The following is a 23,491-nucleotide window of genomic DNA, read 5'->3' on the forward strand; positions in this document are numbered from 1 at the left end:
ATGAAAAAACAACTCTTGCACGCCGCAGTGGCAGCAACGCTGCTGGGCGCCGTTTCCATGGCTGCCCATGCGCAGAACATCGCCGTCGTCAACGGACAGCCGGTGCCCAAGGCGCGCGTGGACATGCTGGCCCAGCAGCTGGCCGCTGCCGGCCGCCCCGTCACCGCCGAGATGGAGCCGCAGCTCAAGGAAGAGATCATCTCGCGCGAAGTCTTCATGCAAGAGGCGCGCAAGCAAGGCCTGGATGCCACCGACGACTACAAGGCCCAGCTCGACCTGGCCCGCCAGGCGATCCTGATCCGCCAGCTGTTCACCAACTACACCAAGACCCACCCGGTGACCGACGCCGAAGTGCAGGCCGAATACGACAAGTTCGTGGCGGCCAACGCCGGCAAGGAATACAAGGCCCGCCACATCCTGGTCGAGAGCGAAGACCAGGCCAAGAAGATCATTGCGGACATCAAGAAGGGCGCCAAGTTCGAGGACATCGCCAAGAAGCAGAGCAAGGACCCGGGTTCTGGCGCCAACGGCGGCGACCTCGACTGGGCCAACCCGAGCAGCTTCGTGCCCGAGTTCTCCGAAGCCATGATCAAGCTGAACAAGGGCGAAATGACCCAGACGCCGGTCAAGTCGCAGTTCGGCTGGCACATCATCCGCGTGGACGACGTCCGCCAGGCGCAGCTGCCCAAGCTGGAAGAAGTCAAGCCGCAGATCGTGCAGCAGCTGTCTCAGCAGCGGCTGCAGAAGTACCAGGAAGACCTGCGCGCGAAGGCGAAGGTCGAGTAAGGCTCGCAGCTGTCTCGGCCGCTTTGGCGGCCAAGAAAAAACCCTCCTCGGCCATCGGGCCCGGAGGGTTTTCTTTTGCCTGCGGCGTGCGCGGGCGGCGGCCCAAGCGACCTATTCGTAGGTGAGATCGGTCACCTGCAACACGCCCTTGATGATCTTCGTGCCCTGCACGCGGACCTTCTGGCCCTCCTTCAATTCCCCCGTGCCGCTGACAGAGGAATTGGCGAGGGCCGCGCTGACGTCGACCTGCTGCACGCCCGACGAGCCGCGCACCCGCATGATGTTCGAGCCCGATACGTAGTTCTCGATCGTGCCGTGCAGGTCGTAGTAGGTCGTCAACGCCCCGCCGCCGGGAATGTGGCGGATCTTGATGCTGCTCGCCTCCAGCACGCCTGACGAGGGCGACAGCACGCCGATGGCGACCACCTTGACGTCGTTGCCCAGGTTGCTTTCCTGGCCGCCGGTCACTGGGGCGGCCGAACCGTCGACCGCCACACCCATCAGCTTGAACGAGCCCTTGGACGCAAAGTCGGTGATCACGCCCTCGATCTGCACCCGAGCGTCCTTCACGGTGGGCAAGGCGTACCACCCCTCGAGCGCAGTGGCTTGCAGGCGCCCGCCGGAAGGCGCCTGCGCAGCTTCTACGCGGACGATGCGGCCATCCGCCAGGCCATCGGACGGCAAGGCGGTGAGTTGCTTGTAGTCGACGACCAGCGTGCCCAACTGGAAAGTGCTGCTGACGAGGTCGAGCCCGCTGATCATGCCGGTGACAAGCGTCGTTGCGCCGGTGATGTCCTGGGTCTGCACGCGCGTGGCACGCAACAGCCCTGGCGCGACGGGCAGCGCCCAGACCTGAACTTGGGTGCCCATGGTCAGGGCGGTTAGGCCGGTCAGGTCGGCCCAGACGGTTTCATCGTCCACGCTCAGGTTGTTGCCCAGGAGCTGGAACGTGCCGTTCGTGGCATCGATGGCCTCGACCGCCCCGCGCAGCTGCGCCAAGGACTTGAGCTTGAGCGCCGTGCCCGTGGACGTGGCCGCATCGACCGGCCCCGTGACCGCCACCGTCACGCCGAGCTGCCAGCCCGCCGTATCGCGCAAGTCAACCATGGCCGGGTCGGTGTGGTCGATGTCGTAGCGAATGCCGCCGACGATGATGCTGCCCATGCCGTCGACGCTGCCGACGCTGGTGCCGGCATTGGCCGAACTCACGCCCGTGCCGCCCGAGCCCACCCCGGAGCCGTCGTCCGTGCCGTTGCCCGCGGTCGACGTGGAGCCGTCGCCGCCACCCGTGCCCGCGGAACCGCCGCTCGTGCCCGCAGATGTGCCGTCGCCCCCCGTGCTGTTGTCGCCCCCGCTCGAGCCGCCCAGCGTGATGCCGTCGCCCGTGAACGAGCCGGACACGCTGCCGCTGCCGACCTCCGAGCCGCCGCCGCAGGAAAGTAGAAATGCCAGCATGAGCGAGCCCAGGCCCGCCCGCAGGAGCTTGTGTTTGCGGATCATGAGGATCGGTTCTCCCTCTCACCCGTGTCTTGCCGGGTGTCTTCGAAATAGGTGTAGATGCCCACGCGGATGCGGCCGCCGGCGCTGCCGTCGGCGGCCTCGACGGCGCGGGTCATTTGGTCGGTCAGTTCGTGATGCAGGGCGGTCCAGCGCTGGCGCACCAGCGCCTGGATGGCTTCGCAATCTTCCACGGACAGGCCCTTGGCGTAGACAGCACGCTCCAGCATCGGTGCGCGCTCGCCTTCCACATTGGAGGTGGCGGCCAGCAGGTGGTCGCGGGCGTTGTCGCCCATGAAGGCCAGCATCGTCTGCAAGTCGCCTTGGGGCACGAAGCCGTCGGCGAGCAGCTCGGCATGGCCCTGGCTTTCCTGCACCAGGCGCAGGCGCAGCAGTTCGTCCAGGATGGAGCGGTGGTGCCAGTTGCCGCGGCCCGCCTCCCGCGCCAGCTTCTCGAAACTGGGCTGATCGCCCTCGGCCACGATGGGCAGCCGGCGCATGGCCGGCTCGCGCACCATCATCTGCATCCACAGGGTGAAGGTCTTGGAGGCGCTGGACGATTCGGTCGTCTGCAGCGCATCCGGCTCGGTCCGCACCAGGCTGGTAACCGCCTTGCGGTTCAGGCCGGTGGTCACCGACAGCTGGCTCAGGTTGGGCTTGGCAACGCCCTGCTCCTTCCACAGGCGCTCAGCTTCTTCCAGCATCAGCTGGCGCAGCAACTCGTCGAACTGCGCATAGCGCAGCCCCTTCAAAAGAGCCAGGCGCACCACGGGCCGCAGGATGCGTGCACAAGCGGATTGGACCCAGGCGATCTGTTGTTGCATGGTTGATTGAATGGCGCCGACTCAGGTTTGGGTAACTGACTCAAAGGTTTGTGTCTGGCGATTCACCCTATCCCGCCCATGTAACCGTTCGTCCTCAAAAACCAACCGGTCATCGGATTTTCCCCACAACTGAGTCCCTGACGCTGGGGGATTTTCACACGAAACACATTTAGACACATACACTCGCAAATGTGAAATTGGCACATTAACCAGGATGAAAGTGGACGCAATGGTCAAGCAGCGACGGCGCAACGGGTTCACGTTGATCGAATTGATGATCACGGTTGCGGTTGTGGCGATCCTGGCCGCCATTGCTTATCCGTCCTACACCTCGTACATCCGCAAGGGAAAGCGGGCGACCGCGCAGGCGGCATTGATGGATCTGGCGAGCAAGGAGCAGACTTACCTTCTTGACCGGCGCGTGTACACCACCGTGCAAACGGACCTCGGCTTCTCGATTCCCGCTGAAATCCAGACCGCTTACACAATCACCGTCGAGTGCCAACCGGCAGACTGCTCCGGCTTCAAGGCAAAGGCCACGCCGGCGGGAGGCCAGGACGTGTCGGGCGAACAGATGCTGACGATCGACAACACCGGCGCCAAGACTCCGGCAAACATGTCGGGCTATTGGGGCAAGTGACGCGATGCGGCAACTGAAAGCCTTCATCCAGTCTCCGTACCCGACAGGAGGCGCTCGCCAAAGTGGATTCACCGCGATCGAGCTGATGACGGTCGTGCTGATCGTCGCCATCCTGGCGGTGCTGGCAGCACCAGGATTCCAGAAGCTGATCGCGACCCAGCGCATCAAGTCCGTCGCCTCGGCGCTCAATGAATCGCTGTGGGTTGCGCGCAGCGAGGCGCTCAAGCGCAATGACAAGGTGTCGTTCAACTTCGCGAATTCGGGAAGTGACTCCGCCGTCGCAGACTGGAAGATCACCCAAAGCAGCGACGGCTCAGGCACTGCAATCGTTCAGCAAATGGGCTCGCCCGCTGTGGTCTCCACCACTTCGACGGGCGGCGATGTGCTGTTCACCTTCAACTCCTCCGGCCGGCTGACTTCTGGCGCCCCTTCCTGGATAGAGCTCGGCGTCCCGTCTACCGACGTCAAGCGTCGGGTCTGCATATATGTCAGCGGCCGAGCGGTCACCCAACCGGCATCAACATCATGTTCTTAGTCGCACTTCGACGACGGCGAGCGCGAGCCTCTGCCGTGCATGGCTTCACCTTGATCGAGGTACTGGTGACGATCGTCATCATGCTTCTGGGCATTCTTGGTGTGATCGGCATGCAGGCCCGGTCGGCCCTTATGGAATTCGAGTCTTATCAGCGTGGCGAAGCGCTTTCGCTGATCCGTGAAATGCAAGGCCGCTTGACCGACTCGCGGACCAATCTGGACGGCTACCTCAATGCCGGGGTCAGCTCGACCAATGGCAGCATTTACGTGGGTTCGGGAACGGGTGCCAAGGACTTCAGCACTGCCTCCGCCTGTGTCGCCGGAGCGGGCGCTGCCCTGGCGGAAGCGCAATTTGCAATGTGCCAGTGGGCGCAAGCGCTGCAAGGCGCAGCGTCGCTGGAGGGCACTTCGAAGGTCGGCGCCATGATCGGCGCCCGCGGTTGCCTGATCCGGGTCGAGCCGCCCGAGAACAACGCGCTGGCAGACATCTACATCACGATCGTGTGGCAGGGCAAATCACCGGGCGCGGAGCCTGACCCTGACTCTCCCGCGGGCAAGAAGTTCTGCGCCAACGATGTCGATTTCGGCAGCGGACTTCGCCGCGGCATGACGGTCCGTGTGCTCGTGCCTGACCTGGCCAAGAAAACGTGAGCACCCAAATGAGCCGCCGCCCCCTCGCGTCGATTTCCCATGCCCCTTGCCGCAGTCAACAAGGTCTGACGCTCATCGAATTGATGGTCGCGCTCGTCATCGGTCTGTTGATCGTGGCGGCGGTAAGCCTTCTTTTTGCCGGCAGCAGCCGATCGCGCCAACAGCTCGAATCGACCGCCGAAGTGAGCGAGAACGGGCGCTATGCCATCGATGTGCTGAGCCGTGAATTGGCGCAAACGGGCTTCTACGGCTCGCTTGTCGCCCCCATCGCGGCCACGACCAAGATCCCAACCGATATGACGGTTGCGGCCGCCATGTGCCTGACCGGCGCCGCAAATATTGCGACCTGGCAAGACTCGCTGAGCTACTACGCTCTGGGACTCGGCAGCGCGGCTGGCGCAAACATCGACGCCAATCCTTCTTGCCTCACGACACGCAAGGCCGGCACTGACGCGATCTTTGTGCAAAGAGCGAGCACTTGTGCCGTCGGCGATGCGGATTGCCCCGCCGAATCGGCCACAAACGCCTACCTTCAGGTCTCGGAATGCGGCACCGAATACAGCGCGACGCCGATCGTGCTCGGGCAAGGAAGCAACAGGAGTCCTTCCGCTCCACCTCCCGATCCATTCAAGCTTCAGACCAAGAAGTGTGACGGCACCCGGGCGCCACTGCGCCAGATCGTTCGACGCATCTACTTCATCAGCGCGGCGAACATGTTGAGCTATCAGGACATCCCGCTCAGCGGTGCATTACCGGACCCTGTCGTTTTGGCAGAGAACATCGAGCAGATGCAGTTCGAGTACGCCTTCGACACCAGCACGCCTGCAGACGGAACACCCGACATATTCGCAGCTGTGCCAAATCCGGCGCCGGCACCAGCGCCCAACACGGATTGGACGCAAGTCGTCGGTGTACGCGTCTGGCTGCTGTCCCGCTCCACCGACTCGAGCACCACCACCGGCAACGCCGCGGACTTTGTTCTTGGCGCCGATACCACCGTTCACTTCGATGCCAATTCCGCCGGCAATCCGAAGCGGCGTGTCTACAGCACCTATATCTCGTTCGTCACCCCGAAGGCGCGGCGCGAATCATGATGATGAAAGAAGTCCCTCACGCGCGCAGCACACAGTCCGGCGCGGTGCTGCTGATCGGCATGGTGATGCTGCTGATGGTCAGCCTCATCGCGGCCAGCGTTATCCGGCTGTCCACGCACCACACGCAAGTGGTCAACAACGAGCAGTTGCGTACCGAGGCCGTTGCGGCGGCCAACTATGCGCTCGACACGGTGTTGAACCAGCCTCGCACGAATTGGGACCCATACAAGACCGCCACTGGCGCGGCGGTCAACGTCAATCTGGGCACGGTCAAGGCTGACGACAGTACGGCGGGTTCGACGAACGGCACGATGAGCGTCACAGTTGAAAAGCTTACCTGCAAACGTGCCCGCGTGATCAAGAACGCGGAACTCATCAAGAAGAATGCGGACGATGTCACCTACGTGGGCGAATCGGACGCAGCCTGCTTCGGTGGTGGCGGCGGCGGCGGTCCAACGATCGTCGATGTGGCAAAGGTGGGATCGCCCAACGACGACTCGCTGTGCGCGACCGTTCTCTATGACATGCAGGCCAAGGCCAACGACGCGAAGCTGCTGAATGCGGCACCGGTCGTTCAGCAGGGTGTCGAGGTTCGCACGGACATTACAACTCTCGGCAGCGACTGCCCCTGAACGCGACTCAGCCAGAAAGAACACCAATGAACTTCCCTGCCTTTCGACTCGCTCTCGCGACCCTGGCGGCGCTTTCACTGCATTCGCGGGCGGCCGCTGAAGACATCGACCTGTATTCGGCCAACGCAAGCGGCGCGGCGCCCAATGTGCTGTTCTATCTCGACAACAGCTCGAACTGGTCGAACAACAGCCAGGCCTGGGCGTATGCCGACGTTCGCGCGAAATGCGGCAGCTACAGCGCCTCGGCGAAGGCGACCTGCGAACGGTACGTCGACCAAGTCTTCGGCAGCGAAACCAAGTTGGTGCAGGGGGACGTCGAGATTCGGGCGCTGAGGCTCGTGCTCAACGAACTCGCATGCAGTCCGCCGGCCGGCACCACCGCGCTGAACGTGAACGTCGGTCTGATGATGTTCAGTCCGAGCGGAACCGGCACTGTAGACGGCAGCAACGTGTCGGGCTACATCCGGCACGAGATCAAGCCACTGAGCACGCAGTGCGCAGACACAAACGTCCTTACGTCGCTGGTGGCCGACCTGAACGCCGCCGACACCAACTCCCCGGCTTACAAGAGCAATTCTTCGGCGTCCTACAGCTTTGCCCTCTATGAAGCCTTCAAGTACTTTGGTGGTTATTCGCGGCCGGACCTGATTGTTTCCGGCTCCGGCGCGACGGCGGGCTCGCCGACAGGTCGTACGGGGTTCGGCCCGGACCGCTACGGCAATGCAACCGATCTGGAGGATCGCAATGCCTTCACGGACACCACCGCCAAGGCAACCTACAAGAGTCCCATCACTGGTACGAACACCTGCGGAAAGAACTTCATCATCCTGATCGGCAATACGTGGCCGAACCAGGAAGGCGACGTCAACACGAACGCAACGCCGTATCCCACGGAAACACTGATGTCGCGGCTGACTTATGACCCCGGCTACCAGATTTATCCGGTGCCCTTGCCGAACAGCGAGAAATCCAACGTCCGTTTTGCCGACGAGTGGGCCAGGTTTCTCTACAGCACCGACGTAAGCCCCGTCGAAGGACAGCAGAACGTCCAGACCTTCACGATCGATGTCTACAACAAGTCGCAAGACATGAAGCAGGCGAAACTGCTTCAAACAATGGCCGCGGTTGGCCGTGGCCTTCCGCCCAGCGACTACGCCGGCGGCTACTTTTCCGTTGGGGGCGACCTACTGGCGTTGATCAACGCGCTCAAGGAGACGCTGCTCCAGATCGCTTCGGTCAACAGCGTGTTCGCTTCGGCCTCGTTGCCGGTGAGTGTGAATGCGCAGGGCACTTTCTTGAACCAGGTCTTCATGGGCGTCTTCCGGCCTGACGGCCAGGCCATGCAGCGCTGGGCCGGAAACATGAAGCAGTACCAGTTCCAAAGGACCCCCGACGGCAGCAGCCTGTACCTGGCCGATGCCAAGAAAGCGCCCGCGGTCGATTCGTCGAGCGGTTTCATTCTCAATTGCGCTGCGAGCTTCTGGACGCATGACAGCGGCACGTACTGGCAAAGCGTGACCGGAACAAAATCGAGTTGCGACAGGGTCAACGGCACGGTGGACTACACCGGGTTGAACAAATACTCCGACCTACCCGATGGACCGCTCGTCGAACGGGGCGGGAGTGGCCAGATGCTGCGTGATCTGGGGCATGCCTCCCGCAACATCCGCACCTGCCCGGACAGCTTGTGCGCTTCCATCGTTGACTTCAACTCGACGAACGTGACGATCCCCGGCGGCCTGAGCAAGGGCACCGACAGCGAAAGCTTGGTCAATTGGGTGCGCGGCCAGAACGTCGGCGACGGAAACAACACGTTCGACACCAGCGGCAATCTGGTCACCACCACCTACTCTACAAAGGATTCGAGCACAGGCGTCGTGACAGCGGGGCCCGTCACGCGGCCGACGGTGCATGGCGAAGTGGTCCACTCGCGGCCGCTCGCGGTGAACTACGGCTCAGGCACCTCGGATGACGTGGTGGTGTTCTACGGTGCTGGCGACGGCATGTTGCACGCCGTCAACGGCAACCAAAACAGCACCGGCGCCGGCAACGAGTTGTGGGCCTTCATTGCGCCCGAACACTGGAGCAGCACCGACAGCACGGGTTCCTGGAATCTACTGGATCGGGTCCGCTCGAACTACCCGCTCATCAAATATCCCGGCGTGACGGCCACCGGCGCCGCGCCAAAGACCTATTTCTTCGACGGCTCCATCGGCGGCTACCAGGAACTGAACAATGGCGTGCTGAGCAAACTGTGGATCTACCCGACCATGCGTCGTGGCGGACGCGCCGTCTATGCCTTCGATGCCACGAAGAAACCCGGCACTGGGACCAATCAACCGACGCTGCTGTGGAAATTCAGCAGCACGGATAGCGCCAGCCTGGGCCAGACGTGGTCCACGCCGGTGGCCATGCGCGTGAAGATCGGCACGGCCACGCAGACTCTGGTCGCCTTCGGCGCTGGCTACGACACGTGCGAAGACGGCGCCGCCACTGCGTGCGACACGGTCACGCAAGGGCGCGGCATTTTCGTGATGGATGCGCACGACGGCAAGACGGCCACGGCCAACTACCGCTTCTTCGATCCGGGCTCGACGGCCGGCCGTTTCGTCGCCGATCTGACCGTGGTGGATGCCAATGGCGACGGCATCATTGACCTGATCTACGCGGTAGACACACGCGGCAACATCTGGCGTATCAACACCACGGACCCGAACAACGCGTACGCGAGCTACAGCAGTATCAATAGTTGGCCCATCAACAAGATCGCGGCCGTGGGTGACTGGACCAAGGCCTCGGAACGTCGCAAGTTCATGTATGCGCCGAGCGTCGTCATGCTGGGTAAGCAAGCCACCATCCTGGTGGGCACGGGCGATCGCGAGAAACCCCTTGCAACGGACAGTTCCGCCTCGGTCAACAACCGCTTCTACGGCATTCGCGACGACATCACCAAGACCGGCGAAACGAGTGGCAGCACAAGCATCCCTGCCCCCACACTCGTGATCGGCTATGGAAGCAACGACGAGTTGGCCAGCGCAAACCAACTGCAGAACGCGACCGGCAGCACCGCGTCGGTCAACCCGACGACCATGAAGAAGTACGGCTGGTACTTGAATCTGTTCACCACGACCACACCCTATGAACAGGTCGTGACCACGCCACTGACCATCGGAGGACAGACATACTTCAGCACCTTCCAGGCCAACACCGGCAACACGTGCAAGTTGGGTTCGGGACGCGCCTATACGGTGGACTTCCAGACCGGGGCGATCCAACTGAACTCGAAAAATAGGTACGCGCCGGATGACTACGCTTCCCAGGCCATTCCGCCCTCGCCTGTCGGTGGTGTGGTCTCCATCGACGGACAGAACGTTCCGTTCTGCATCGGTTGTGCGGGTCCGACCGTCTTGTCCCCGAAGAGGATCACTCCCAACGTCGATCCTCGTCGCAAGCCGGTCTATCGCTACCAGAAGATCGACAGCTAACGATTCGGAATCCGCTCTGCCCAGAACGAGCGTATGCTGCTGCGCGCCGAGCTTGCCCAGATCACCGCGGCGCATCGGGGAATTCACGCCGCACGCGAACATCCGGCTGCTCGCCAGCGTCAGCTTCCGGCTTCAGGCGCTTTTTCTTGCCGCACGCTGGGACCGCGCGCGAGTTGCCGGTGGCTCGTTCGCAGTTGCAGCCCCCCGCGTGGCTTTGCCTGAAGGCGGCTCAACCCGCTTCTTTGGCACACCCTCGCGCGCACTGCGCATGAACCGGCTCTCGACCGAGGTCACCCCCACGATGCGCGCAAGCTGACGGCTGATGCTGATGTAGGCATGGCCGATGCGGCTGTCGAAGTAGAGCGAATCGCCGCGTTCCAGTCGCACCACCTCGCCCGTGTCGAAGTGCACTTCGATGGTGCCGGACAGCACGTAGGCGAACTCTTCGCCCTCGTGGCGCGCGAAGTCCTCCGGCCCTGCGATGCACCGGGCATGCACCGTGCCCACCACCGGACTCATCAGCTTGCCGGTCGCGTTCGTACCTAGAAACTCGTAGGCGAAGGACAAGCCGCGATAGACCACGCCCTGGCCGGCCCGCGTGACGACCGGGGCCTCCAGGGCCGCGGTCTTCACGCCCTCGCCGGCGAACATGGCGTTCATGTCCATCTTCAACGCATGCCCCAGGGCGGCGAAGTTCTCGTAGCCCAGCGCCAGTTGGCCGCGCTCGGCGCGCGAAATGGTCGGGACCGAGACACCGGACAACTCCGACAACTGCTGCAGCGTCCAGCCAAAACCCTTGCGGGCGCTGCGCAGCCGTCGGCCGAAGGTCTCCCGGTCCAACGACTGCCCCGAAGGCTGCCCTTCCTCGCTCGCGTGCGCTTTCATGCGTTCATCCTCGTTTTCTACCGGGCCCATTCTGCCAGCGGGCTGCGTGGCACCGCCCAGATTGCAGGCCCAATATTTGCGTGCGTGCAAATTGCGTATCCGCAAGTTCTCCATTGCACAACATTGAGTATTTACCCTGAAACGCCGATCATTTTTTGCGTATGCGCAAATTCTTGCCTACACTTCGCGGCTTCTGACGCAGCAGCCCACGGCCACTGCCCCTTCGAAAAACGATCCTTCCTCTTGCGCACCATGACCTCAGAGACCGCCGCCATCCAAGCCGACTTCCTGGTGATCGGCGCAGGCATCGCGGGCGCCTCCGTGGCCCATTGGCTCGCACCGCACGGCCGCACCATCGTGCTCGAGCGCGAATCGCAACCCGGCTACCACTCGACCGGACGATCGGCCGCACTGTTCATGGAAAGCTACGGCACGCCGCAGGTGCGCGCCCTCACCATGGCCAGCCGCGCCTTCCTCGAATCGCCGCCCGAGGGCTTCAGCGAGCACCCGCTGCTCACGCCGCGCGGCGCGATGATGGTCGCCACGCCCGAGCAGCGCGCGGCGCTCGACGAGCACTGGGACATCCTCCACGCCATGTCGCCGCGCGCCCGCCGCCTCACGCCCGAGGAAGCCTGCGCCATCGTGCCGGTGCTGCGCGCGGAACAACTGGCAGGCGCGGTCATCGAGCCCGACGCAGCCGACATGGACGTGCACGCCATCCACCAGGGCTACCTGCGCGGCATGCGACGCGCGGGCGGCAAGCTGGTGTGCGACGCCGAGGTGGCGGCCATGCGGCGCGTCAACGGCCGCTGGCTCGTCGATGCGGGCGGCCAGCGCTACGAGGCGCCCGTGGTCCTCAATGCCGCCGGCGCCTGGTGCGACGTGATCGGCGCCATGGCCGGCGCCATCCCGCTGGGCCTGCAGCCCTGCCGCCGCTCGGCCTTCATCTTCGCCGGCCCCGCCGACACCGATCACGCCGCCTGGCCCATGGTGCACGGCGCCTCGGAAGACTGGTACATCAAGCCCGATGCCGGCATGTTGCTGGGCTCCCCCGCCAATGCCGACCCGGTCGATCCGCAGGACGTGCAGCCCGAGGAAATGGACATCGCTCTGGCCATCCACCGCATCGAAGAAGCGACCACGCTGCAGATCCGCCGCCCCACGCGCACCTGGGCCGGCTTGCGCTCCTTCGTGGCCGACGGCGACCTGGTGGGCGGCTTCGACGAGCGCGCCGAAGGTTTCTTCTGGATCGCGGCCCAGGGCGGCTACGGCATCCAGACCTCGGCTGCCATGGGCGAGACCTGCGCCGCATTGGCGCGCGGCCTGCCGGTGCCTCCACACCCCGCTTCCTTCGGCCTCACGGCCGACATGCTGAGCCCGCGGCGCCTGCGCGCTGCCGACAGCGCCTGAGTCCCACATCCGATTGCCACAGGAGCCCTCTTCCATGCGCATCTTCAGTGCCTCCCTCGCCACCGAAACCAACACCTTCGGTCCCATGCCCACGGGCCTGGCCTCGTTCCGCGAACGCGGCTACTTCCCGGCGGGCCAGCATCCGGACAACCTGACGCTGTTCTCCGGCCCGCTGTGGGCGGCGCGCCTGCGCGGCAAGGACCAGGGCTGGACGCTCATCGAAGGCATGGTGGCCGCGGCCCAGCCCAGCGGCATCACCACGCGCCACGCCTACGAGTCGCTGCGCGAAGAACTGCTGGCCGACCTGAAGGCCGCCCTGCCGGTGGACGTGGTGCTGCTGGGTCTGCACGGCGCCATGGTGGCAGACGGCTACGACGACTGCGAGGGCGACCTGCTGCAGCGCGTGCGCGCCATCGTCGGCCCGGACACCGTCGTGGGCGCCGAACTCGATCCGCACTGCCACGTCACGCCCGAGATGGTGGACAACGCCAACCTGCTCATCACCTTCAAGGAATACCCGCACACCGACGTGCTCGAACGCGGTCTGGAGCTGGTCGACCTGTGCGTGGCCGCCGCGCAGAAGAAGATCCGCCCCGTGGCCGCCGTCGTGGACACCGGCATCATCGTCACCGTCCATACCTCGCGCGATCCGGCACGCAGCTTCGTGGCGCGCATGCAGTCGCTCGAGGGCAAGGAGGGCGTGCTCTCCATCTCCCTGGCGCACGGCTTCAGCTGGGGCGACGTGCCCGGCATGGGCACCAAGATGCTGGTCTACACCGACGGCAACGCGCAGCAGGCACAGGCCCTCGCGCGCCAGCTGGCCGACGAAGTCATCGCCATGCGCGATGCGCTCACGGTGCACTACCCCGACATCGACACCGCGCTCGATGAAGCGCTGGCTTTCCGGGGCGGCCCGGTGGTGATGGCCGACGGCGCCGACAACCCCGGCGGTGGCGCCGCCAGCGATTCCACCTTCGTGCTGCAGCGCATGCTCGAGCGCGGCATCGGCAACGCCGCCCTCGGCCCGCTGTGGGACCCCATCGCCGTTCGCATCGCCTTCGAGGCCGGCGAAGGCGCCAAGCTGCAGATCCGCATCGGCGGCAAGATCAGCCCGCTGTCGGGCCAGCCGCTGGACCTGGACTGCACCGTCAAGGCGCTCAAGCGCGACCTGGTGATGACCGGCCTGGCCGGCACGCCCGTGCCCATGGGCGACTGCGCGCTGGTCGAGGCCGGCGGCATCGAGATCGTGCTCATCACCCTGCGCAACCAGGCCATGGGCACCGACCTGTTCACGCAGCTGGGCTGCGACCTGGCCGCCAAGCGGCTGATCGTGGTGAAGTCCTCGCAGCACTTCTACGCCTCCTTCTCGCAGGTGGGCAAGCACGTGATCTACGTGGCCGCGCCCGGCGCCGTGACGCTGGACCTGAGCACCTTGCCCTACCGGAAGATCCAGCGCCCCAAGTGGCCCATGGACGCGCTGCCCGCCTGACCTCCCTTCCTTTCTCCTTCCTCTTCGACCCACCGGAGTTCCGACGATGAAACGACGCACGCTCGCCGCCCTGGCCGCCTTCGGCGCCCTGACCCTGGGAGGCATCGGCTTCCCGGCCCAGGCCCAGACACCGCCCAAGACGCTGCGCATGGTGGCGCATGCCGACCTGAAGATCCTCGACCCGACCTTCACCACGGCCTACATCTCGCGCAACTTCGGCTACATGGTCTACGACACGCTGTTCTCGCAGGATGCGAGCGGCAAGCCGCAGCCGCAGATGGTGGAGAAGTTCACCCAGTCGCCCGATGGCAAGCAGTGGAGCTTCACGCTGCGCCCGGGCCTGAAGTTCTCCGACGGCACGCCCGTCACCTCGGCCGACGCCATCGCCTCGCTGCTGCGCTGGACCGGGCGCGACAGCCTGGGCCGCGCCCTGGCGGCCAACGGCGCCGACTGGAAGGCGGTGGACGCGCGCACCTTCACGCTGACGCTGGCGCAACCCTTCGGCATGGTGCTGGAGGCCCTCGCCAAGCCCTCGGGCTACCCCGCCTTCATCCTGCCCGAGCGGCTGGCCAAGCTGCCCACCACGGCCCCCATGACCGAGGTGCTGGGCTCCGGCCCCTACGTCTTCAAGCGCGACGAATGGGTGCCGGGCAACAAGGCCGTGTTCGTGCGCAATGCCCAGTACGTGCCGCGCACCGAGCCGGTGAATGGCCTTTCGGGCAGCAAGAAGAGCAACTTCGAGCGCGTCGAATGGCTCTACCTGCCCGATGCCAACAGCGCCGTGGCCGCCCTGCAGCGCGGCGAGGTCGACCTGCTCGAACAGCTGCCGCCCGACTACATCGCACCGCTGCGCGCCGACAGCAACGTGAAGGTGGGCAGCTCCGGCGCCTACGAGGCCTTCCTGGTGCTCAACCACCTGCACGCGCCCTTCGACAACATCAAGGCGCGCCAGGCCTTCCAGATGGCCGTGAACCAGGAGCGCTTCGTCGCCGCCATGGGCTACCCGGCCGACATGCGCAAGTCCTACTGCCACACCTTCTTCATCTGCGGCAGCCCCAACGACACCGGCGCGGGTTCGCAGCCCTGGGCCAAGGCCGACGTGGCCAAGGCCAAGGCGCTGCTGGCCGAGTCGGGCTACAAGGGCGAGAAGGTGGTTCTGCTGGTGCCCACCGACATCACCTACCTCAACGCGCTCGCGCTCATGGCCGCCCAGACGCTCAAGAGCATCGGCGTGAACGTGGACATGCAGTCCATGGACTGGGCCTCCATCGGCGCGCGCCGCGCCAAGCGCGACGCACCGGCGGCCGGCGGCTGGAACGTGTACGTGACGGTGGCCGGCGAGTTCGATGCCAACTCGCCCATCACCAACGCCTACCTCAGCCCCGCGTGCGGCAACTCGCTGCCCGGCTGGCCGTGCGACAAGGAACTGGACGCGCTGCGTGCCGCCTGGCTGCAGTCCAGCGATGCCGCCACGCGCAAGCAGCGCCTGGACGCCTTCCAGACGCGCGCCTTCGAGGCCGTGCCCTACATCAACGCCGGCCAGTATTCGGCCGCCTTCGCCGCGCGCAGCAGCCTGAAGGGCGTGGACAAGCTCTGGGGCGGCATGCCCGTCGTCTGGGCGCTGGATAAGTAAGGCAACGCGCCCGCGACTCGCACCATGAGCTACGTCCTGCGCCGCCTTGTCGCCACGCTGCCGGTCATGGCGGTGGTGGCGGTCGTGGTCTTCCTGCTGATTCACCTCTCGCCGGGCGACCCGGCGGCGCTCATCGCCGGCGACCTGGCCACCGAGGACGACATCCGCCGCCTGCGCGAAGCGCTGGGGCTGAACCTGCCGATCTGGCAGCAGTTCCTGATCTGGCTGGGCAAGCTGGCCACGGGCGACCTGGGCACCTCCATCTTCACCCAGGTGCCGGTGACCACGCTGCTCGGGCAGCGCCTGGAGCCCACGCTGGCCATTGCGCTCCTGACCATGCTGCTCACCATCCTGGTGGCCGTGCCGCTGGGCACGCTGGCCGCGTACCGCGCCGGCAGCTGGATCGACCGGCTGGTGATGGTGTTCGCCGTGCTCGCCTTCTCGGTGCCGGCCTTCCTGGTGGGCTACCTGCTGGTCTATGCCTTTGCCATCCAGCTGCCGTGGTTCCCGGTGCAGGGCTACGTCAGCATCAGCGAGGGCCTGGGCCCCTGGCTGCGCAGTGTCGCCCTGCCCTGCATCAACCTCGCGCTGGTCTACATCGCCCTGGTCACGCGGATGACGCGCGCCACCGTGATGGAAGTGCTGCACGAGGACTACATCCGCACCGCCCGCGCCAAAGGCCTGGGCGTGCTGCCGGTGCTGGGGCACGCGCTGCGCAATGCGGCCGTGCCCATCGCCACCACGGTGGGCGTGGGCATCGCGCTGCTGATCGGCGGCGTGGTCGTCACCGAGACCGTGTTCGCCATTCCCGGCGTGGGCCGGCTGGTGGTCGACTCGGTGCAGCGCCACGACTATCCGGTGATCCAGAGCGTGCTGCTGCTGTCGGCCGGCGTGTATGTCCTGATCAACCTGCTGATCGACCTCAGCTACCGCCTGTTCGATCCGCGAATCAGGTACTGAATGGGCCGCGACATGTCTTCCCTTCCCCTGGACAACCACAGCGCCGCCGCGCCGGCCGACGAGGTGCCCTTCGTGCCGCCGCGCTGGCGCTGGGCGCGCAAGCACCCCACGCTGATCCTCGGCGCGCTGCTGCTGATCGTCGTGGCCGCCGTTGCGCTGGCCGCGCCCTGGATCGCCACGCACGATCCGCAGGACATCGACCCGCTCACCCGCATGCAGCCGCCCTCGTCCGAGCACTGGTTCGGCACCGACGCGCTGGGGCGCGACGTGTTCAGCCGCGCCGTCTGGGGCGGGCGCGTCTCGCTGGTGGTGGGCATCAGCGTGGCCGTGGTGTCCACGCTGCTGGGCGTGGTGCTGGGCCTGGCGGCGGGCTTCGTGCGCCGCGTGGACGGCTTCGTCATGCGCATCATGGACGGCCTGATGGCCATCCCCGGCATCCTGCTGGCCATTGCGCTGATGGCCGTGACGCGCGCCAGCCTCACCACCGTGGTGGTCGCCATCATCGTGCCCGAGGTGCCGCGCGTGGTGCGCCTGGTGCGCTCGCTCGCCCTCACCCTGCGCGAGCAGCTCTTCGTCGAGGCGGCCCATGCGGTGGGCACGCGCCTGCCGGTGATATTGCTGCGCCACGTGCTGCCCAACATGGTGGCGCCGCTGGTGGTGCAGGCCACCTTCATCGCCGCCTCGGCGGTGCTGTACGAAGCGGCGCTGTCCTTCCTGGGCGTAGGGGTGCCGCCCGTCACGCCCAGCTGGGGAAACATGATGGCCGAGGGCCGCAACTTCGTGGCCGTGGCCTTCCACATCATTCTCTATCCCGGCCTGCTGCTGGCCGCCACGGTGCTGGCCATCAACCTGCTGGGCGACGGCCTGCGCGATGCGCTCGACCCGCGACTGGCGCGGCAACTCTGAAAAATGAAACAGCTCGCACGCGACACCCCCCTGGCACCCGGCCAGGTCCTGCTCGAAGTGGACGACCTGCACGTGCGCTTCGACACCCTCAACGGCCCGGCACGCGCGGTCGACGGCGTGTCCTACTCGGTGCGCGCCGGCCAGACGCTGGGCGTGGTCGGCGAATCGGGCTGCGGCAAGAGCGTGACGGCCATGGCCGTCATGCGCCTGCTGCCCACGCCCCCGGCGCGGCTGCGCGGCGCGGTGCGCCTGCGCGGCACCGACCTGCTCACGCTCGGCGAGGCGGACATGCGGCGCATCCGGGGCAACCGCATCTCGATGATCTTCCAGGAGCCCATGACCTCGCTGAACCCGGTGCTCAGCGTGGGCCGGCAGATCGCCGAGACGGTGCGCCTGCACCAGAAGGCCAGCCGCGGCGAGGCCATGGCGCGGGCGGTGGACATGCTGCGCCTGGTGCAGATCCCCGAGCCCGAGCGCCGCGTCCATGAATATCCGCACCAGATGTCGGGCGGCATGCGCCAGCGCGTGATGATCGCGCTGGCCCTGGCCTGCAACCCCGAGGTGCTGATCGCCGACGAGCCCACCACCGCGCTGGACGTGACCATCCAGGCGCAGATCGTGGAGCTGATCAAGCGGCTGCAGCGCGAGCTGGGCATGGGCGTGGTCATGATCACGCACGACCTGGGCGTGGTGGCCGAAAGCTGCGACCGCGTGGTCGTGATGTATGCCGGCCGCAAGGTCGAGGAGGCGGACGTGCAGGACCTGTTCGACCGCCCGCTGCATCCCTACACCCGCGCGCTGATGGCCTCGATGCCCTCGATGAACACACGCAGCGCGCGCCTCACCGAAATTCCCGGCCTGGTGCCCTCGCCGCTGGCGCCGCGCCGCGGCTGCGCCTTTGCGGCGCGCTGCCCGCATGCCAACGCGCGCTGCAGCGCCGAAGTTCCCGCGCTGAGCGACCAGAGCAACGGCCACGGCGTGGCCTGCTTCGCGGTGGAAGAAGGCCGGCTGGCACCCATGGAGGCCCTGAGCGCATGACGCCCGACCACACCCTCTTGCGCGTCGAAGACCTGCGCAAGCACTACGTCGCACCGCGCCGCTGGCTCGCCAGGCCGCAGCCGGCGGTGCAGGCGGTGGACGGCGTGTCCTTCACCGTGGCCCGCGGCGAGACGCTCTCGCTCGTGGGCGAATCGGGCTGCGGCAAGACCACCACCGCCAAGTCGGTCATGCGGCTGATCGAGCCCACGGCCGGCACCGTGCAGCTGGACGGCGAAGACCTGCTCAAGCTCAGCCCGGGCCAGATGCGCGAGCGCCGGCGCGACGTGCAGATCATCTTCCAGGACCCGTATGCCTCGCTCAGCCCGCGCCTGACAGCCGGCGAGATCGTGGCCGAGCCGCTGCGCAACTTCGGCAGGCAGACGGCGGCCGAGCGGCGCGAGCGCGTGCAGTGGCTGTTCGCCAAGGTGGGCCTGCGGCCCGAGGCCATCGACAAGTACCCCCACGAATTCTCCGGCGGCCAGCGCCAGCGGCTGGGCATTGCGCGCGCACTCGCGGTGCAGCCCAAGCTCATCGTCTGCGACGAGCCGGTGTCGGCGCTCGACGTGTCGGTGCAGGCACAGGTGGTCAACCTGCTGATGGACCTGCAGGCCGAGTTCGGCATCGCCTACCTGTTCGTGGCGCACGACCTCTCGGTGGTGCGGCACATCAGCCACCGCGTGGCCGTGATGTACCTGGGCCGCATCGTCGAACTGGCCGACCGCGACACGCTCTTCAACGCGCCGCGCCACCCCTACACGCAGATCCTGCTGTCGGCGGTGCCGGTGCCCAACCCGCGTACGCCGGCGCAGCGCATGCTGCTGCAGGGCGATCCGCCCAGCCCGGCCAACCCGCCCTCGGGCTGCCGCTTCCACACGCGCTGCCCGCTGGCGCAGCCCGTGTGCAAGGAGCGCGCGCCCGAATTGTCCCCGCGCGAAACCACCGGACCCGGCGAACACCGCGTGGCCTGCCATTTCCGCTGAAGACCTGGCGGCCCACTCACCCCTGGAGACCTCATGACACCGACTCACCACGACCTGCTCATCCGCGGCGGCACCGTCATCGACGGCACCCGTGCGCCCCGCTTCGACGCCGACATTGCGGTGCGGGGCGGCCGCATCTCGGCCATCGGCAACCTGGCCGGCCACAGCGCCGACACCGTCATCGAGGCCCAGGGCCGCATCGTCGCGCCCGGCTTCATCGATTCGCACACGCATGACGACCAGGCCGTGCTCTCGCAGGCGGCCATGCCCTTCAAGGTGTCGCAGGGCGTGACCACGGTGGTGGCGGGCAACTGCGGCATCAGCGCCGCGCCGCTGCGCCCGGACATGGAACTGCCCATGCCGCTGAGCCTGATCGACACGCCGGCCGAGGGCCGCTTCACCACCTTCCGCGCCTACCTCGACGCGCTGCGCGCGCAGCCCTCGTCCGTGAACGTGGCCGCCATGGTGGGCCACTCCACGCTGCGCGCCGTCACCATGGGCTCGCTCGACCGGGAGGCCACGGCCGAGGAAATCGCGGCCATGCAGGCGCTGGTGGAAGAAGCCATGGAGGCCGGCGCCATCGGCCTGTCGACCGGCACCTTCTACCCGCCCGCCGTCAAGGCCACGACCGAGGAGATCATCGAGGTGGGCCGCCCGTTGACCGCGCGCCAGGCCCTCTACGTGACACACATGCGCGACGAGGCCGACCAGGTGATGCAGTCGCTGGACGAGACCTTCCGCATCGGCCGCGAACTGGACGTGCCGGTGGTGGTCTCGCACCACAAGGTGCAGAGCCCGCAGAACTTCGGCAAGTCGCAGGTCACGCTGCCGCACATCCGCGAGGCGATGAAGAAGCAGCGCATCTGCCTGGACTGCTACCCCTACACCGCCGGCTCCACCATGATCCGCGCCGACCGCGGCATGCTCGACTGCCGCGTGCTCATTGCCGACAGCCAGCCGCACCCTGAGTGCGCGGGCCGCGACCTGGACGACATCGCGCGCGAATGGGGCGTGGACCGGGTCGAGGCGTCCCGCCGCCTGCAGCCGGGCAGCGCCATCTATTTCATGATGGACGAGAAGGACGTGCAGCGGATCATGGCCTTCGAGGACACCATGATCGGCTCCGACGGCATTCCCTCGGGCGAGAAGCCGCACCCGCGCCTGTGGGGCACCTTCCCGCGCGTGCTGGGGCACTACAGCCGCGACGTAGGCCTGTTCCCTCTGGAGACGGCGGTGTGGAAGATGACCGGCCTCACGGCGCGCAACTTCGGCCTGCACCAGCGCGGCACGCTGCAGCCCGGCCACCACGCCGACATCGTGGTGTTCGACGCGCAAACCATCCGCGACGCCGCCAGCTACGAAGACCCCAAGAAGCCCGCCGAGGGCATCGACGCCGTCATCGTCAACGGCGCCGTCACCTGGCAGCACGGCGCGCACACCGGCGCGCGCAGCGGCCAGGTCATCACCCGCCAACCCACCACCAGCCACGAAAGCCGCAACACATGAGCAGCAGCCCCACCATCGAACGCATCCCTTCTCCCCTGCCCGTCCCCTTCTCGAAGGCGGTCCGCGCGGGCGGCTTCCTCTTCCTGTCCGGCGTGCTGGCCATGGACGCGAAGGGCGGCATCATCGAGGGCGACGTGCAGGTCCAGACCCGCGCCGTGCTCGAGCGCATCGCGCTGAGCCTGAAGGAGTGCAACAGCAGCATGGCCCGCGTGGTGCGCGCCACCATCTGGCTGGCGGACCTGGCCGACTTCGCGGCCTTCAACGAGGAATACGCCAAGCACTTTCCCGAGGGCCTGCCGTCGCGCTCGTGCGTGCAGGCCGTGCTCTACAAGGGCGCCAAGGTGGAGATCGAGGTGCAGGCGCTGGACAGCTGAGGCGGCCGCCCTCACCGCAGCCCTCTCCCGCAGGCGGGAGAGGGAGCCAGGCAGTCACCGGCGCTTGTTCGTGGGCGCCAGCCGCCGGCCCAGTTCAGCCTCCAGGGCCATGGTCTCGCCCTGGCGGATCACCTTGTATTCGGCCTGGCTGCCCGGCGCCAGCATCGCCGTCTCGTTGATGAGCGCGGTGGCATCGGCAATGCGCTTGCCGTTGAGCGCGACGACGGTATCGCCCACGCGCAGGCCGGCCTTCTCGCCCGGGCTGCCGCGCTCGATCTTCTTGATCACGGCGCCGCCGGATGCACCAGGCATCGCCGATGCCGACATCGCTCGCGCTCACGCCGAGCCAGCCCCGGTCGACGCGGCCATGCGTAATGATCTGGTCCATCACCTTGCGCGCCAGGCTCACCGGAATCGCGAAGCCGATGCCCTGGAAGCCGCCGCTTTCCGAGTAGATGGCGGAGTTGATGCCGACCAGGTTGCCGTCGATGTCCACCAAAGCGCCGCCCGAGTTGCCGGGGTTGATGGGCGCATCGGTCTGGATGAAATTCTCGAAGGTGTTGATGCCCAGCCGGTTGCGGCCGGTGGCGCTGACGATGCCGTGCGTAACGGTCTGCCCCACCTCGAACGGGTCGCCCACGGCCAGCACGATGTCGCCCACCTGCACCGAATCCGCATCCGCGAACGTGATCGGCTGCAGATCCGTCGCCTCCACCTTCAGCACCGCCAGGTCGGTCTCCGGGTCGCGGCCGAGCAGCTTGGCATCAACCACCTTGCCGCTGGGCAGCGTGACGGCGAATTCGTTCGCGCCGTCAACCACATGGTCGTTGGTCAGGATGTAGCCCTTGGCCGCGACGATCACGCCGGAGCCCAGGCTCAGCGAATCCTGCGCGCGCCGGCCGCGCCGCTTGGGTGCGCTGCGCGAGTAGACGGTGACCACCGAGGCTGCCGCCTTGCGCGCCGCCGCGCGATAGCCCGCGTCGCGCCGCCCCAGCAGCGCGCTGGCCAGCGACGCGCTGCTGCCGCTCGTCTCATGAACGGTGACGACCTCGCGGCGGGCAGCAGGCGCAGACTGCGGCGATTGCGGCGCGGCAGGGCCGAAGGCGCGCCAGGCGACGAGAAGGCCGGCACCGATGGCCACGGCCTGGGCGAACAGCATCCACAGGCGATGCCAGGGGATCGAATGGACTTTCATGAACGACGAAAGATGCCCGGGTGCTGCGGGCCTGGCAGAAAACTCAGCTCCAGATGACCGAGCGCATCGAGATCGACGCGGCCTGAAAGTCGGCGTTGAAGAACTTCGGCGCATCGCGCGCCGGGTCCACCGCGCCGGCCGCATACAAGAGCGGCAGGTAGTGGTCGTAGGTGGGATGCGCCTGCACCGCCACCTGGCCGAGCTTCTGGAACGAGGGCAGCGCCGCCAGCTCGCCCTTGGCGATCTGCTCGCCCACCACCTTGTCGAATTCGATCGCCCAGTCGTAGGCCTGGCCCGGCTTGGCGTCGAATCGGATGGCGCGCAGGTTGTGCACGATGTTGCCGCTGCCCACGATGAGCACGCCGCGCTCGCGCAACTCGCGCAGCTGCTGGCCCAGCATGTAGTGCTCGGCCGGCGAGCGGCTGTAGTCCATGCTCAGTTGCACGACAGGGATATCGGCCTTGGGGAACATGGGCTTGAGGACCGACCACGTACCGTGGTCCAGGCCCCATTCGGCCTTGTCCAGGCCCAGCGCCGCGCCGCTGCCCGGCTGGCGCACCGCCTGGCCGATTTCTTCAACGGCACGGGGGGCGCCCGGCGCCGGGTACTGCTGGTCGAACAGCTCCTGCGGAAAGCCGCCGAAGTCGTGAATCGTCTTGGGCTTGTCCATGGCCGTGAGCCACCAGCCGCCGCGCGTGAGCCAGTGCGCCGAGATGCACAGAATGAGCTGCGGCTGCGCCCACTTGCGGCCGAACTCCGTGCCCAGCGCCTGCCAGCTGCGGCGGTAGGCGTTGTCCTCGATGGCATTCATCGGGCTGCCATGGCCCAGGAAAAGCACCGGCAGGCGGGGCGAGCGCTTCAGGTGCTTGAAGGCGAAGGCGTCGGGCGACGCGGCTTCGGTGGTGGTCGACATCGTGAGAACTCCAGTGGCCATCAAGGCGCCGGCCGCGAGGATGTCACGCCGGCGCCTTC

At 66.5% G+C, this 23,491-nt stretch carries 20 protein-coding genes and 1 pseudogene; 16 read left to right on the forward strand and 5 right to left on the reverse strand.

What is annotated here, in order from left to right:
- The gene (locus VSO01S_RS05210) at window positions 1-786 is read left to right on the forward strand and encodes a foldase protein PrsA (protein WP_068640741.1); all 786 of its coding nucleotides are present in this window, start codon (window positions 1-3) and stop codon (window positions 784-786) included.
- Window positions 787-897: 111 nt separating this feature from the next.
- Here the strand turns inward: VSO01S_RS05210 and VSO01S_RS05215 are convergent, their stop codons facing one another.
- On the reverse strand, window positions 898-2,286 hold the full coding sequence (locus VSO01S_RS05215; RefSeq protein WP_068640742.1) for a DUF5666 domain-containing protein: 1,389 nt from the start codon (window positions 2,284-2,286) through the stop codon (window positions 898-900).
- The gene (locus VSO01S_RS05220) at window positions 2,283-3,107 is read right to left on the reverse strand and encodes a DUF6502 family protein (protein ID WP_068640743.1); all 825 of its coding nucleotides are present in this window, start codon (window positions 3,105-3,107) and stop codon (window positions 2,283-2,285) included. The genes VSO01S_RS05215 and VSO01S_RS05220 overlap by 4 nt, the downstream gene beginning before the upstream one ends.
- A gap of 229 nt (window positions 3,108-3,336) precedes the next feature.
- Here VSO01S_RS05220 and VSO01S_RS28140 point away from each other — a divergent pair, with 229 nt between their 5' ends.
- Genes VSO01S_RS28140 through VSO01S_RS05250 form a run of 6 tightly spaced genes read left to right on the forward strand, consistent with a single transcriptional unit; the run spans window position 3,337 to window position 10,143 of the window.
- Complete coding sequence (locus VSO01S_RS28140) at window positions 3,337-3,747, forward strand: type IV pilin protein (protein WP_068640744.1); 411 nt, start codon at window positions 3,337-3,339, stop codon at window positions 3,745-3,747.
- Window positions 3,748-3,751: 4 nt separating this feature from the next.
- Window positions 3,752-4,282 carry a GspH/FimT family pseudopilin gene (locus VSO01S_RS05230; RefSeq protein WP_068640745.1) on the forward strand — a complete coding sequence of 177 codons (531 nt, stop codon included), beginning with the start codon at window positions 3,752-3,754 and terminating at the stop codon, window positions 4,280-4,282.
- Window positions 4,283-4,317: 35 nt separating this feature from the next.
- A complete protein-coding gene (locus VSO01S_RS05235; RefSeq protein ID WP_068640746.1) occupies window positions 4,318-4,932 on the forward strand; it encodes a prepilin-type N-terminal cleavage/methylation domain-containing protein in 615 nt (204 codons plus the stop codon).
- Complete coding sequence (locus VSO01S_RS05240; protein ID WP_153305136.1) at window positions 4,929-6,026, forward strand: PilW family protein; 1,098 nt, start codon at window positions 4,929-4,931, stop codon at window positions 6,024-6,026. The genes VSO01S_RS05235 and VSO01S_RS05240 overlap by 4 nt, the downstream gene beginning before the upstream one ends.
- The gene (locus tag VSO01S_RS05245) at window positions 6,023-6,658 is read left to right on the forward strand and encodes a pilus assembly PilX family protein (RefSeq protein ID WP_068640748.1); all 636 of its coding nucleotides are present in this window, start codon (window positions 6,023-6,025) and stop codon (window positions 6,656-6,658) included. The genes VSO01S_RS05240 and VSO01S_RS05245 overlap by 4 nt, the downstream gene beginning before the upstream one ends.
- A 26-nt stretch (window positions 6,659-6,684) precedes the next feature.
- Entirely contained in the window at window positions 6,685-10,143 is a 3,459-nt protein-coding gene (locus tag VSO01S_RS05250; RefSeq protein ID WP_068640749.1) for a pilus assembly protein, read from the forward strand.
- 132 nt (window positions 10,144-10,275) lie between these two features.
- Here VSO01S_RS05250 and VSO01S_RS05255 read toward each other — a convergent pair whose 3' ends face one another.
- On the reverse strand, window positions 10,276-11,028 hold the full coding sequence (locus VSO01S_RS05255; RefSeq protein ID WP_068640750.1) for a helix-turn-helix domain-containing protein: 753 nt from the start codon (window positions 11,026-11,028) through the stop codon (window positions 10,276-10,278).
- Window positions 11,029-11,280: 252 nt separating this feature from the next.
- On the opposite strand from VSO01S_RS05255, the gene VSO01S_RS05260 reads away from it, so the two are divergent.
- From VSO01S_RS05260 to VSO01S_RS05300, 9 genes are read left to right on the forward strand one after another with little or no spacing between them, the layout of a single operon-like run.
- Window positions 11,281-12,438 carry an NAD(P)/FAD-dependent oxidoreductase gene (locus VSO01S_RS05260; RefSeq protein ID WP_068640775.1) on the forward strand — a complete coding sequence of 386 codons (1,158 nt, stop codon included), beginning with the start codon at window positions 11,281-11,283 and terminating at the stop codon, window positions 12,436-12,438.
- A gap of 34 nt (window positions 12,439-12,472) precedes the next feature.
- Window positions 12,473-13,927 carry a M81 family metallopeptidase gene (locus tag VSO01S_RS05265; protein WP_068640751.1) on the forward strand — a complete coding sequence of 485 codons (1,455 nt, stop codon included), beginning with the start codon at window positions 12,473-12,475 and terminating at the stop codon, window positions 13,925-13,927.
- Window positions 13,928-13,973: 46 nt separating this feature from the next.
- The gene (locus VSO01S_RS05270; RefSeq protein ID WP_068640752.1) at window positions 13,974-15,560 is read left to right on the forward strand and encodes an ABC transporter substrate-binding protein; all 1,587 of its coding nucleotides are present in this window, start codon (window positions 13,974-13,976) and stop codon (window positions 15,558-15,560) included.
- 24 nt (window positions 15,561-15,584) lie between these two features.
- A complete protein-coding gene (locus tag VSO01S_RS05275; RefSeq protein WP_068640753.1) occupies window positions 15,585-16,520 on the forward strand; it encodes an ABC transporter permease in 936 nt (311 codons plus the stop codon).
- 12 nt (window positions 16,521-16,532) lie between these two features.
- Window positions 16,533-17,426 (forward strand): ABC transporter permease, encoded by an 894-nt coding sequence (locus VSO01S_RS05280; RefSeq protein ID WP_068640776.1) that lies wholly within the window; start codon window positions 16,533-16,535, stop codon window positions 17,424-17,426.
- Between the two features lie 3 nt (window positions 17,427-17,429).
- Window positions 17,430-18,464, forward strand: coding sequence for an ABC transporter ATP-binding protein (locus tag VSO01S_RS05285; protein WP_068640754.1), 1,035 nt, complete (start codon window positions 17,430-17,432; stop codon window positions 18,462-18,464).
- Window positions 18,461-19,444, forward strand: coding sequence for an ABC transporter ATP-binding protein (locus VSO01S_RS05290; RefSeq protein ID WP_068640755.1), 984 nt, complete (start codon window positions 18,461-18,463; stop codon window positions 19,442-19,444). Before VSO01S_RS05285 ends, VSO01S_RS05290 begins: the two co-directional genes overlap by 4 nt.
- Window positions 19,445-19,477: 33 nt before the next feature.
- The gene (locus VSO01S_RS05295; protein WP_068640756.1) at window positions 19,478-20,950 is read left to right on the forward strand and encodes an N-acyl-D-amino-acid deacylase family protein; all 1,473 of its coding nucleotides are present in this window, start codon (window positions 19,478-19,480) and stop codon (window positions 20,948-20,950) included.
- A complete protein-coding gene (locus VSO01S_RS05300; RefSeq protein ID WP_068640757.1) occupies window positions 20,947-21,324 on the forward strand; it encodes a RidA family protein in 378 nt (125 codons plus the stop codon). The genes VSO01S_RS05295 and VSO01S_RS05300 overlap by 4 nt, the downstream gene beginning before the upstream one ends.
- A gap of 54 nt (window positions 21,325-21,378) precedes the next feature.
- On the opposite strand, the pseudogene VSO01S_RS05305 reads toward VSO01S_RS05300, so the two are convergent.
- Window positions 21,379-22,519, reverse strand: a pseudogene (locus VSO01S_RS05305) (S1C family serine protease).
- Window positions 22,520-22,562: 43 nt separating this feature from the next.
- Window positions 22,563-23,432 carry a 4,5-DOPA-extradiol-dioxygenase gene (ygiD, locus tag VSO01S_RS05310; RefSeq protein WP_084241699.1) on the reverse strand — a complete coding sequence of 290 codons (870 nt, stop codon included), beginning with the start codon at window positions 23,430-23,432 and terminating at the stop codon, window positions 22,563-22,565.
- Window positions 23,433-23,491: the final 59 nt, after the last annotated feature.

The organism is Variovorax soli NBRC 106424 (assembly GCF_001591385.1).
Lineage (GTDB): Bacteria > Pseudomonadota > Gammaproteobacteria > Burkholderiales > Burkholderiaceae_C > Variovorax > Variovorax soli.